Origin of the sequence: Planktotalea sp. (genome assembly GCF_018607965.1) — a bacterium.
Taxonomy (GTDB): domain Bacteria; phylum Pseudomonadota; class Alphaproteobacteria; order Rhodobacterales; family Rhodobacteraceae; genus Planktotalea.
Genome location: NZ_JABBAM010000038.1, coordinates 1 through 11,164, shown reverse-complemented (window position 1 = coordinate 11,164; position 11,164 = coordinate 1). Strand labels below are relative to the sequence as shown.

Here is an 11,164-nt window from a genome sequence, read left to right as displayed (position 1 = left end):
TGTGCGTCGTTTCTTCGGTTTGGTGTTTGGATTTGCCGCGATCGGCTTGTGGCTCGCACCCGGTGCGAGCGAAACGGCGGATGTGCTTTTACTAAAGACCGGTTTCATCGCGATCCTTTGTTTTTGCTCTATTGCAGCCTTGCTACCGCGCTTTTAAAGCTAGTTTCCCCTTCATTGAAATAAGCTCTGTTCATCAGCGCACACGCGTTGTTGAACAGCCAAGGATTGCGTTGTGTGTTGTAATACCTCCATGTTTGATCCTCTTTAAAATGTCATCTTCACTGGAGTTTTACACATGAAATCAGTTCTTTTCGCTGCCGCACTCGCATTTGCTGGTACAGGCGCAATCGCAGCACCAGAAAAATACTCTTTGGACGCGAGCCACAGCCAAATCGTTTTCACATATAACCACGTGGGTTTTTCAACGACATACGGCATGTTTTCTGGCTTTGCGGGTGAGATCATGTTCGATCAAGAAGATCCCGCAGCGTCTAGCGTGAGCGTCGAAATGCCGGTCAAATCAATGATCACCGGATGGCAAGCGCGCCTTGGTCACTTTATGTCCTCCGATTTCTTTGATGCTGCCGACGACGAAATGGTTTCGTTCACATCCACAACAATCGAAGTTACAGGCGAAAACACAGCCATGATCACAGGCGATCTCATGTTGAACGGCATGACAAAGTCAGTCGTGTTAGACGCAAAGATGAACAAATCTGGTCCAAACCCAGTTATGGGTGGAAAAGAATGGGCGGGCTTTGATGCAACGGCGACCGTTTTACGTTCTGACTTTGGCCTTGGTCTTTATGCACCAGGCATAAGCGACGAAGTGGAAATTATGATTTCTATCGAAGCTGCAAAAGCTGAGTAAGCTTTAACGTTGCTTAAATGAAAGGCCGCTGGGGTGATCCAGCGGCCTTTTTTGTTGGTACGTCTGAGCGGTTGGTTTGCGTTATTCAGCGCGCGTCGCGACGAGATCAATGTTGATAGTGACCCGAAAGGCGAGGGAGCTTTCGTCCGGCATGTTGTCCCCGATGCCAAAATCACGACGATCTAGTTCCAAACGGCCTGTCATCTGCGCAGTGTTGCCATCAATTTTTAGATCAAAGGGCATCACAACAGGGATCGCATTGCCACGAATGCTTAGCGTGCCCTCAGCTGTGTAACCGTCGGCTTGATACATCAATCCAGCGGCGAATTCGGCCGTAGGATGTGCACTTGCATCAAAGAAATCAGGTCCCAAAGCTTGGCCAGTGACGGACCCAAGAGTGAGAGAGCCAATAGCGATCACGGCACGCACCGACCCGTGCGATCCGGGCAATTCTTGTTCTGCATACGTTATGCTGGCGGTCCAATCTTCAAAACTGCCAGCCACGTCTGAGCCGAATTGCGTGATCGACAAGCCCAGCGTGCCACTATCAACCACCCAATCGCTTTGGACGTCTTCCAATGTCGCACTGTGAACAGATTCACCGTGCTCGCTATATATTCCAAATGCGGATCCTACGCCGATCGCCGCGATCCAGACCACGACCGCAACGGTGAGTGGGGCGAATTTATTGCTCGCGTGGGGCGTTCCTGCTTCTGTGAAGCCTGGCAACATGCGGCGCAGTGTGTCGTCTTTATCTACAAAATGATGCTTAAGCGCGCCTGCAATGTGCAAGACGATCGAAATGACCAGCACACGTTCGAATACAATGTGAAGGCCGGCAGTGAAGGCCGCAAGGGTCTCACTTTTCGGAACCAGTGGTAGGTTTTGACCAAAGGGCCACCAAATTGGCGCGAATCCGGATGTGGATGCGTGGTGGATCCAACCTGCGAGGGGCACAAGTAAAAGTGAACCATATAGAAGCCAATGCACGAGCTCTGCGAGGAAACTTTCTGCGCGACGTTCAGGGTGCAAGCCCGCAGGTTTTGGTTGGCTGAGCGCCCATAGGATGCGGGCAAGGGCAACGAAAAAGGCTGTGATGCCCACCGTTTTGTGCATCGAAAAGAGGAAGGCTTTGAATTGGAGCGCTTCGTTCGTGTCATAGGGCAGGCCGTTGGCAATGATGCCCAGCGGGATTGCTGTTAAGATCAAAAGCAATGTCAGCCAGTGGAAGGTTTTTGTGACTGAGCCGTAGCTGCGGACTGTGTTTGTTGCGGACATTCTTGGTGCTCCGTTATGTTTTATGCAAAGATATAACGTTTGGACGTCACTCTTTATTCGCAGGCTACTTGTTTGAATGCGAATGTGCAGTAGCTTTCTGAAAACAACCGCTGTGCGCTGACGCAGGCAGGCTTGCGATACTGTGGCAGCAAAGCTAGACCACAATGAAAGAGTAATCAGGAGTTACGACATGACTAAAGCCTTCGTTTTCCCCGGTCAGGGCGCACAAACCATTGGAATGGGCAAAACTTTGGCTGATGCGTATCCCGCAGCTAAGGCTGTTTTTGACGAGGTGGACGAGGCTTTGGGTGAACGCCTAAGCGCGTTGATTTGGGAAGGCGAGCAAGATGCGCTGACCCTAACACGCAATGCGCAACCTGCTTTGATGGCGACATCCTTGGCAGCGATGCGCGCGTTGGAAGCTGAGGGTGTTTCTGTAAGTGATGCGGCTTACGTTGCAGGCCATTCGCTGGGTGAGTATTCCGCGCTGGCCGCTGCGGGTGCGTTATCGATCGCGGATACAGCGCGTTTGTTGCGTACACGTGGCAGCGCCATGCAAGAGGCTGTTCCTGTAGGTGTTGGTGCGATGGCGGCTTTGCTTGGATTAGATTTTGAAACGGCTCAGGCTGTTGCTGAAGAAGCGGCGCAGGGTGAAGTTTGCCAAGCGGCGAATGACAATGACCCAAGTCAGGTTGTTGTATCGGGACACTTGGGTGCGGTTGAACGTGCTTTGGTTATCGCCAAAGAAAAGGGTGCAAAACGCGCCGTTCTTTTACCGGTCAGCGCGCCGTTCCATTGTGCATTGATGGAACCTGCAGCATGCGTGATGGCAGAAGCGCTAAGTGCGGTGACGTTCAACAGACCTGTTGTTCCTGTCATTGCAAACGTGCGCGCAGAGGCAATCAGCGACCCTGATATGATCCGGTCTTTGCTGGTTGAGCAGGTCACAGGATCCGTGCGCTGGCGCGAAAGCGTTGGTTTTATGGCCACAAAGGGCGTGGACACGATCTGGGAAATTGGTGCTGGCAAAGCGCTGAGTGGTATGATCCGCCGGATTGAAAAGACCATCGCGTGCAGTCCTGTTGGATCCCGCGACGATATCGCAAAATTAGATCGCTAAATTACTCGGCTGCAATTGCAGCGGCATGCGCAGGTCTGATAGGCCTAACAGGGCGTCCCGGTTGTGGCGCTTTGTCATTTCTTAAGCTGATGGGGCGCGCACGCGCTGTTGGTTTAAGATAGGGTCCAGTTTTGGCACGTATTTCTACTAACGTATCGGATTGCATCAATTTTACCAGTGGCAGGCCCGCTTGGGTAAGAGCGGCTTGGATAATAGTCTTTTCGCGTGCGTAAGAGCCAAGCGATTGGTCTTTTGCACAAACATTTAGGGCGACGATACAACGTCCTGCTCTGTCAAACACGCCAAAATCGACGCATTTATCCTGAATGGCTGCAAGGGCGTGCGAGCGTTCAACACCCGAAACATCAAGCCCCAAGCAAGAAGTGCACCAAGAGATGTGCGCGCCATGATCATATAACCTGCGCCAAATTCATTAAGTAAGGCCTGAACCAAAACCCGCATGCGCGCTTCGTCCGGTGTGAGGGCTGTGCGGGGTGTGAAAGTGATCGCACTGACATCTTCAAATTGCTGATCAAGTGAGCGCTTTGTGAGAGCGGGCACGTCTGCTTCAAAGTCGAGCGCGTCACTTAGGCTGTCTTTTTCGAAACTTGCAGGAGCGATTTCTGACGTACTGGCATGATCTGCTTTGCCGACGTGGGGTGCAGGCATAACAAGACTTATATTTTTGATGTTTGCCTTGCGTCGTTTTTTGACCATGCGTTTCAAAAAGAAGAGGCAGACAACGGCTGCCAAGCCATTAAACAAAATTTCAGGATTTTGTTGCATCATCAGGTTCGTTCTAAGCACGGGAATATGCTGCAAAATGATCGAGGGATCAGAGTACTGCGTTGCCGTGTTTTGAAGTGCGCGGGTAAATTGCTCAATCTGTTGCTGGATCATGTCGGGCCTTACTTTGATAGTTTAAATTTTTTTAAAAATATGCAGGACACGTTAAGATTGAAATTTGCCCAAAACAGGGCGGATGTGTGGAGACTTTGTTAATTGAAACTTGGCGAGACTTCGCCGAAAACCCTCACAAAAGACACTTTAGAAACACTCTGTCTATGCAATTTGTATTGAGAATTTATCAATGCGGGTTCACGCTGCTTACAAAATTTGAATTAAAAGGAATTTAGCAAACAAATAGGCGAGCATTTTTATTTGGAGCGGCAGCACTTGGACTATCTGGTTGCAGTGTCTTTCGACGCACGCCCGCGGTTCCTGTTGCTCAAGAAGGTTTTATCGTACGCGAAACACCTGTTGCACAAAACAACATGACAGCGTTTTTGCCTGAGGGCGATACGATCTATATGTCTGGGTCAATCAACGAAGATACGGCGACTGGGTTTGAGGCGGTTCGAGATGCCAATCCTAAGGCCAATCGACTTGTAATCCTGCAGGCGGATGGTCCGTCGGGAAGTCCTGCTGCAATAGAGTTTGGTCGTGCGGTGCGCGCCGCTGGATTTAGAACGCATTTACGCAATGATAGTGTTATCAGTGGTGGTGCGGTTGATGCGTTTCTTGGCGGTACGCAGCGTACAATTGAAGATGGTGCGGTTATCGGCGCTGTGCGCAGTTCAGACGTCGAAGCACACAAGAGTTTCACGACGGACATGGTTGGCGGAGATGGGTATGCGCGTTTTGCCGACGAATTTGGTGGCCGACGTCGCCCTCGGGCCATGACAATCGCTGAAATTGGCGCTATGGGAATCGTGAGTGCCAATGTTGGCAACGTCTTAGAAGAAAACTGACGGTCGCCTCGGCGACGAGGAAGGAAAGACCTACATGTTCGATTTGACAGGTAAATGTGCGCTAATCACAGGCGCGTCTGGTGGTATTGGAGCGGATATCGCACGTGCGTTGCATGGTGCAGGTGCGACGGTTGGATTGTCTGGCACACGTGTTGAGCCTTTAGAAGCGTTGGCTACCGAATTGGGCGAACGCGCGCATGTTTTGCCGTGCAACCTGTCTGATTTGGACGCCGTCGCCGAATTGCCTAAGCAAGCGATTGCAGCGATGGGATCAGTGGACGTGCTGGTGAACAACGCCGGTATAACGCGCGACAATTTGTTCATGCGCATGTCGGACGACGAATGGCAGTCGGTTTTGAACGTGAACCTGACCGCGACGATGAAACTGTGCAAAGGCGTGATGCGGGGCATGATGAAATCGCGTTGGGGGCGGATCGTGAATATTTCGTCCATCGTTGGTGCGACGGGTAATCCGGGGCAGGCGAACTATGCGGCCTCTAAGGCCGGCATGATCGCAATGGGCAAATCCATGGCCTACGAGGTCGCTTCACGCGGAATCACTGTCAACGCGATTGCGCCCGGTTTCATTGAAACCGCGATGACCGAAAAACTAACTGATGATCAAAAGGCCAGAATTCTGGGTCAGGTTCCAGCGGGCCGTATGGGGACACCAAACGAGATCGCGGCCGCTGTGGTCTACTTTGCAAGTCCTGAGGCGTCCTATGTGACGGGAGCGACCCTGCATGTGAACGGCGGAATGGCGATGCTTTAAAGCATTACGCTAGGGCAGGCGATTGTGTTTGCCTTACGCGCCGCTTATGTTATAGGCGGCGCATCATTGGCCTTGAGCGCTTGCACTCGGGGTGGTCTTTCGGGACCTAAAGCTGCCCTAAATGGGCAATATCAAGTGCCCCGATGGGGACAGGCACCAACGGGCCCTTGGCCCAAGATATAAGGATTCGAGATGAGCGACGTATCAGATCGTGTTAAGAAGATCGTAGTTGAGCACCTTGGTGTGGAAGAAGATAAAGTTGTTGAGGGTGCTTCCTTCATCGACGATCTGGGCGCAGACAGCCTCGACACTGTTGAGTTGGTCATGGCGTTCGAAGAAGAGTTCGGCATCGAGATCCCTGATGACGCAGCTGAGAACATCCAGTCCTTCGGCGACGCGGTAAAGTTTATCTCTGAAGCGGCGTAAGCTAGTTTTAAGAGACTAGAATTTAAGAGCGCCCCTAGCGAGTAGATCGCGAGGGGCGTTTTTTTGTTTAAGACGCTAAAATTTCCGACAAATTACACAAAATTTCATACAGTACCGTCGCTGCTGTCAAAGACGTCAAACCACCCAGATCGAAGGGCGGAGATACTTCAACCACGCCTGCTCCACATAGTTCAAGCCGCGCAGACCTCTTATCAACGCGAGTGCTTCGGGCGTTGTTAAACCGCCTATCTCTGGTGTGCCTGTCCCGGGGGCGTAAACGGGATCAAGTGAATCGATATCAAATGTTAAATAAACGGGCATATCGCCGACAAACAAGCGCGCCTCTTGCACGACAGCTTCGATGCCAACGTTCTGAACCTCTTCGATAAACATCACTCGCATACCGTGGTTTTCAGAGTATTCCCAACCTTCGGGCAAATTTTGCGCGCCGCGAATGCCAATCTGAATTGTTTTGGTTGGATCAATCAAACCTTCTTCAGTTGCGCGCCGAAATGGGGACCCATGGTTGAACTTGGAACCTTGGAATTGATCCCATATGTCTGTGTGTGCATCGATGTGGATAAGGGCGACAGGGCCGTTTTTTGCAACGCTGCGCAGGATTGGCAGGCTGATTGAGTGATCGCCGCCAACAGAGAGCGGCATAACATTTGCGTCAGTCATTTGCTTTATGAATGAAGAAATTTCGGCGTGCGTTTTTTCGATATCGAAAACAGAATTGAAATCAATGTCACCTACATCTGCAATCCGCGCGTTTTCATAAGGATTGACTTTTGTCACGTGGTGGGTCGTGCGCATCATGCTTAAGGCATTGCGCACTTCGCGTGTTCCGTGTCGCGCGCCTGCGCGGTTGGTAAGAGCGCCATCATAAGGGATGCCGACGATAACGATATCGAGATTTTGATAGTCACGCGACATGGTTGCACGCAAAAAGCTAGGGATTTGGCTATATCGCGGCGCTATCATATTGGGCGTGCCTGGAAACTTGGGATTGCTCATTGTTTTGGCTTTTTATGTATTAAAATACTCTATGCAGTTATTGGCCTAGTTGAATATTTAAATATAGAATTGCCCAACTGTCGAACGCTTAAAGGCTAGAGTGAATGACTTTGCAAACCCAACGCCCGAACCTCTTGCCCCCATACCCCCATCGCTGGTAAGTGTTCGCCAACAAACACACTATATAGAGGGCAGTCTTATGCGCCGAGTAGTTGTCACAGGTCTTGGATTGGTTACACCGCTTGCTTGCGGTGTTGAGGAAACGTGGGCTCGTATTTTGGATGGCACCTCTGGTGCGGGCCCGATTACGCGCTTTGATGCGTCTCGTGTGAAGACCAAATATGCGTGCGAAGTTCCGCTTGGTGACGGCACGGACGGCACGTTCAATGTAGATGATTGGATGCTTCCTAAAGAGCGTCGCAAGGTTGATGACTTTATCCTTTATGGAATTGCGGCCGCTCAACAAGCCGTTGAGGACGCGGGTTGGACGCCTGAGGATGAAGAGGACAAGCTGCGTACGGGCGTGATGATTGGCTCTGGCATTGGGGGCCTGAATTCCATCGCCGAGACTGCAATTTTGATCCATGAGCGCGGACCTTCGCGTGTTTCGCCGTTCTTTATTCCCGGTGCGTTGATCAACTTGATTTCTGGTCAAGTGGGTATTCGATATGGCTTTAAAGGGCCGAACCACGCTGTTGTGACGGCGTGTTCTACCGGTGCGCATGCGATTGGCGATGCCGCGCGTTTGATTATGACATCAGATGCAGATGTGATGATTGCGGGCGGTGCAGAAGCGTCGATTTCAGAGATTGGTATTGCGGGTTTCAACGCGTGTAAGGCGCTTAGCACGAAGCGGGAAGACGATCCTACAAAGGCGAGCCGTCCTTATGACAATGATCGCGATGGGTTTGTTATGGGTGAGGGCGCTGGTGTCGTTGTTTTGGAAGAATACGAGCACGCTAAGGCGCGCGGCGCGAAGATTTATGCGGAAGTGATTGGTTATGGCCTGTCTGGCGATGCATATCACATCACTGCCCCTAGCGAGAGCGGTGAGGGCGGTGAACGGTCTATGCGTGCGGCCCTCGGTAAGGCAGGGCTTGAGCCGAAAGATATCGATTATATCAACGCACATGGCACTTCGACGATGGCTGATACCATCGAGCTGGGTGCCGTTGAGCGGATGTTGGGTGAGCACGCGAGCAAAGTGACAATGTCGTCGACCAAATCGATGACGGGCCATTTGCTGGGTGCGGCTGGCGCGATTGAAGCGATCTTCTCGATCCTTGCGATCCGCGATCAGATTGCACCGCCTACGATCAACTTGGACAACCCAGCGGTTGAAACAGCTGTTGATCTTGCACCGAATGCGCCTGTGAAGCGTGAAATCAACGTGGCCTTGAGTAATTCGTTTGGTTTCGGCGGTACGAACGCAAGCGTGTTGTTTGGAAAGGTTAGCTAAATGTGGCGCCACATTGCTTCTAACGCGGTGACATTCCTCATCGTCGCGCTTTTCCTATTGGGGGGCGCGATTATTTGGGGGCAGGGTCAGTACCGCAATGCGGGTCCTTTAGAGACAGCTATTTGCCTCAAGGTCGACCGTGGTTCTAACATGAGCAAGGTCAGCGACACTTTGGACGCCCAAGGTGCTGTTTCTAGCCCCGCTGTTTTTCGAATTGGTGCGGATTATGAAGACAAGACGGGTGATCTGAAAGCGGGTAGTTTTCTGGTGCCTGAGGGTGCGTCGATGGAAGAGATCGTTAGCATCATCACACGTGGCGGCGCGAGCAGTTGCGGCACCGAAGTTGTGTTTCGCATTGGCGTAACGCGTGCGACGGTTCAGGTGCGCCAGCTTGATCCAAGCACAAACCGCTTTGTTGTCGAAGCGAGCTTCAATCCTGAGGAAGAAGACGCCCCCGCGCAATACACCGCTGTGCGCAATGAAGCTGATACGCGGTACCGGATTGCTTTGGCTGAAGGTGTGACGAGCTGGCAGGTGGTTGAAGAGTTGAGGTCTGTCGATATTCTTGAAGGGTCTGTTGAGGTTCCCGCCGAAGGGTTGCTTGCCCCTGATAGCTATGAAGTGCGGATCGGGGAAAGCCGTGCGGATCTTATCGGGCGTATGTTGGACGCACAGCAAGAGCGCATTGCACAGGTTTGGGCACAGCGACGCGATGATGTTCCGCTGAAAACGCCAGAAGACATGCTGACGCTTGCGTCTATCATTGAGAAAGAAACCGGTGTTGCCGAAGAGCGGCGTCAAGTGGCGTCAGTGTTTACCAACCGCTTGAACCAAGGCATTCGTCTGCAAACGGACCCAACTGTTATCTACGGCGTCACGCGGGGCGAAGGCGTGTTGGGACGCGGTTTGCGTCAAAGCGAGCTACGTCGTGAAACGCCTTGGAACACCTATGTTATTGATGGTTTGCCACCGACACCGATTGCGAACCCTGGACTTGCGAGCCTGCAGGCTGCGGTGGATCCCGATGAAACGCCGTTCATTTTCTTTGTGGCCGATGGCACTGGTGGTCACGCGTTTGCTGTGACCTTAGCTGAGCATAACGCAAACGTTGCGAAGTGGCGCCAGATTGAGTCGGAACGTGCGAATAACTAACGGGTGAAGTGTCGCGCGGATTGGCATTTTGAAGGTGAGCAGGAGCTGTTTGTTTAGCGGCTTTATAAAGTCTGTTTCGCACTCATTTGGTTGGAGCGTTGTTTCAACCAAGAGGCGATTTCTTTTTCGGGGGCATAGAAAGAACGTCAGATAACGGTTGCTATGTGATGCACGTTTGAAGGGAACTGGTGATTCAAAATTACGCTTAATGCACGCGCTTGTAGTCGTATGATCTTGACTATGAATCTACGATCACCAAAATAGAAAACGGCCGCTTTCGCGACCCTTTTCGACGCAATGCATTGGGTTGCTGGATTGTGCGGCGAACATCCCACGGGCGCGACGTCCGATGCACTAAACTAACCAATAGTAAGTACGCTATTATGGAAGGTCTCTCGTTAATCATCTCCAGCAGCTTGGATTTCCGCATTTGATGAAAATCGACCTTCCATCTTCATTTTTCATGTATTCCGTACCTTTTGGAACAGCAGCGAGGGCAATGCGAATTCCAGTAGGGTTAGAAGAATCTTTAAAAACCGTATCAATATTATCATTGTCGATATCGACCACCTCTCTAGTCCAACCATCGGCGATCAACGTAGCAATTTGCTCATCGCTCAGAGACAAACTACAGTAACAACGGAAGTGTCCCGCAGGTTCGTCTAGGCTACAATTGAGCGGTCAGCACGGCGACACGCAATTCCGGGTGGACCGGTTAGAGCAGGGCGCGAGCCAGTTGTTAGAGGCCGTTCGTATTGAGCCAAATGTGTATCGCCCTGCGCCATATGGGGATGACATTGGGTCTTCGCGCCCCTTTTTGGCTGCTGTGCCAGTGCTGCCGTTCTTCCTTGATCTGCCCTTAATGACAGGAAACGAGGTCGTACATGCGCCCCAAATCGCGGTGACAGCGACCCCTTGGCCTGGTGCTGTGGCGGTCTATGATGCACCACAGGATGCAGACTATGGCTTTAACACTTATGCGCAGGGCCGCTCCACAATCGGTGAAACGCAAACGCCGCTTTGGACAGGCGTTTACGGGCTGATTGATCGCGGCGCGCCGTTGCGCGTGAAGTTGGCTAGTGATCAGCTGGAAGGCATTGCGCGCGAAACCCTGCTGGCTGGCGGTAACTTGGCGGCAATCGGAGATGGTTCGGTGAATAATTGGGAGATATTCCAGTTTCAGCAAGCAGACCTTGTTGCGCCATATACCTATGATCTGAGCCTGCGCTTGCGTGGCCAGTTTGGCACCGATGCATTGGTACCAGACAATTGGCCTGTCGGATCGACATTCGTCTTGCTGAATGGTGTTCCCAACCAG

At 51.8% G+C, this 11,164-nt stretch carries 11 protein-coding genes and 1 pseudogene; 8 read left to right on the top strand and 4 right to left on the bottom strand.

All coding sequences use genetic code 11. From position 1 onward, the window contains the following. The first annotated feature begins 295 nt into the window (after window positions 1-295). Entirely contained in the window at window positions 296-871 is a 576-nt protein-coding gene (locus QZ279_RS03235; protein ID WP_293447865.1) for a YceI family protein, read from the top strand. 81 nt (window positions 872-952) lie between these two features. Here QZ279_RS03235 and QZ279_RS03230 read toward each other — a convergent pair whose 3' ends face one another. Further along, on the bottom strand, window positions 953-2,149 hold the full coding sequence (locus tag QZ279_RS03230; protein WP_293447863.1) for a cytochrome b/b6 domain-containing protein: 1,197 nt from the start codon (window positions 2,147-2,149) through the stop codon (window positions 953-955). 190 nt (window positions 2,150-2,339) lie between these two features. Here QZ279_RS03230 and fabD point away from each other — a divergent pair, with 190 nt between their 5' ends. After that, window positions 2,340-3,269 carry an ACP S-malonyltransferase gene (gene fabD / locus QZ279_RS03225; RefSeq protein WP_293447860.1) on the top strand — a complete coding sequence of 310 codons (930 nt, stop codon included), beginning with the start codon at window positions 2,340-2,342 and terminating at the stop codon, window positions 3,267-3,269. A 264-nt stretch (window positions 3,270-3,533) separates the two neighbouring features. On the opposite strand, the gene QZ279_RS03220 is transcribed toward fabD, so the two are convergent. Continuing rightward, window positions 3,534-4,169, bottom strand: coding sequence for a hypothetical protein (locus QZ279_RS03220; RefSeq protein WP_293447857.1), 636 nt, complete (start codon window positions 4,167-4,169; stop codon window positions 3,534-3,536). A 374-nt stretch (window positions 4,170-4,543) separates the two neighbouring features. Between QZ279_RS03220 and QZ279_RS03215 the strand changes: the two genes are divergently transcribed. From QZ279_RS03215 to QZ279_RS03205, 3 genes are all read left to right on the top strand, one after another. Next, on the top strand, window positions 4,544-5,020 hold the full coding sequence (locus tag QZ279_RS03215) for a hypothetical protein (RefSeq protein WP_293447854.1): 477 nt from the start codon (window positions 4,544-4,546) through the stop codon (window positions 5,018-5,020). A gap of 34 nt (window positions 5,021-5,054) precedes the next feature. Continuing rightward, window positions 5,055-5,792, top strand: a complete 738-nt coding sequence (fabG, locus tag QZ279_RS03210) for a 3-oxoacyl-[acyl-carrier-protein] reductase (RefSeq protein ID WP_293447851.1) — start codon at window positions 5,055-5,057, stop codon at window positions 5,790-5,792. Window positions 5,793-5,984: 192 nt separating this feature from the next. Continuing rightward, the gene (locus QZ279_RS03205; protein WP_293447849.1) at window positions 5,985-6,218 is read left to right on the top strand and encodes an acyl carrier protein; all 234 of its coding nucleotides are present in this window, start codon (window positions 5,985-5,987) and stop codon (window positions 6,216-6,218) included. 135 nt (window positions 6,219-6,353) lie between these two features. On the opposite strand, the gene speB is transcribed toward QZ279_RS03205, so the two are convergent. Beyond that, window positions 6,354-7,154 carry an agmatinase gene (gene speB, locus QZ279_RS03200; protein ID WP_293447847.1) on the bottom strand — a complete coding sequence of 267 codons (801 nt, stop codon included), beginning with the start codon at window positions 7,152-7,154 and terminating at the stop codon, window positions 6,354-6,356. A gap of 280 nt (window positions 7,155-7,434) precedes the next feature. On the opposite strand from speB, the gene fabF reads away from it, so the two are divergent. Continuing rightward, window positions 7,435-8,694 carry a beta-ketoacyl-ACP synthase II gene (gene fabF / locus QZ279_RS03195; protein WP_293447845.1) on the top strand — a complete coding sequence of 420 codons (1,260 nt, stop codon included), beginning with the start codon at window positions 7,435-7,437 and terminating at the stop codon, window positions 8,692-8,694. Further along, a complete protein-coding gene (gene mltG / locus QZ279_RS03190; RefSeq protein WP_293447842.1) occupies window positions 8,695-9,846 on the top strand; it encodes an endolytic transglycosylase MltG in 1,152 nt (383 codons plus the stop codon). Between the two features lie 402 nt (window positions 9,847-10,248). On the opposite strand, the gene QZ279_RS03185 is transcribed toward mltG, so the two are convergent. Further along, complete coding sequence (locus QZ279_RS03185) at window positions 10,249-10,416, bottom strand: hypothetical protein (protein ID WP_293447839.1); 168 nt, start codon at window positions 10,414-10,416, stop codon at window positions 10,249-10,251. 103 nt (window positions 10,417-10,519) lie between these two features. On the opposite strand from QZ279_RS03185, the pseudogene QZ279_RS03180 reads away from it, so the two are divergent. Continuing rightward, window positions 10,520-11,164: pseudogene (locus QZ279_RS03180) on the top strand (host specificity protein); the annotation flags it as partial.

Coding starts and splice junctions, on each gene's coding strand:
- QZ279_RS03235 (WP_293447865.1), top strand. CDS start 296: ATGAAATCAGTTCTTTTCGCTGCCGCACTCGCATTTGCTGGTACAGGC.
- QZ279_RS03230 (WP_293447863.1), bottom strand. CDS start 2,149: ATGTCCGCAACAAACACAGTCCGCAGCTACGGCTCAGTCACAAAAACC.
- fabD (WP_293447860.1), top strand. CDS start 2,340: ATGACTAAAGCCTTCGTTTTCCCCGGTCAGGGCGCACAAACCATTGGA.
- QZ279_RS03220 (WP_293447857.1), bottom strand. CDS start 4,169: ATGATCCAGCAACAGATTGAGCAATTTACCCGCGCACTTCAAAACACG.
- QZ279_RS03215 (WP_293447854.1), top strand. CDS start 4,544: ATGACAGCGTTTTTGCCTGAGGGCGATACGATCTATATGTCTGGGTCA.
- fabG (WP_293447851.1), top strand. CDS start 5,055: ATGTTCGATTTGACAGGTAAATGTGCGCTAATCACAGGCGCGTCTGGT.
- QZ279_RS03205 (WP_293447849.1), top strand. CDS start 5,985: ATGAGCGACGTATCAGATCGTGTTAAGAAGATCGTAGTTGAGCACCTT.
- speB (WP_293447847.1), bottom strand. CDS start 7,154: ATGTCGCGTGACTATCAAAATCTCGATATCGTTATCGTCGGCATCCCT.
- fabF (WP_293447845.1), top strand. CDS start 7,435: ATGCGCCGAGTAGTTGTCACAGGTCTTGGATTGGTTACACCGCTTGCT.
- mltG (WP_293447842.1), top strand. CDS start 8,695: ATGTGGCGCCACATTGCTTCTAACGCGGTGACATTCCTCATCGTCGCG.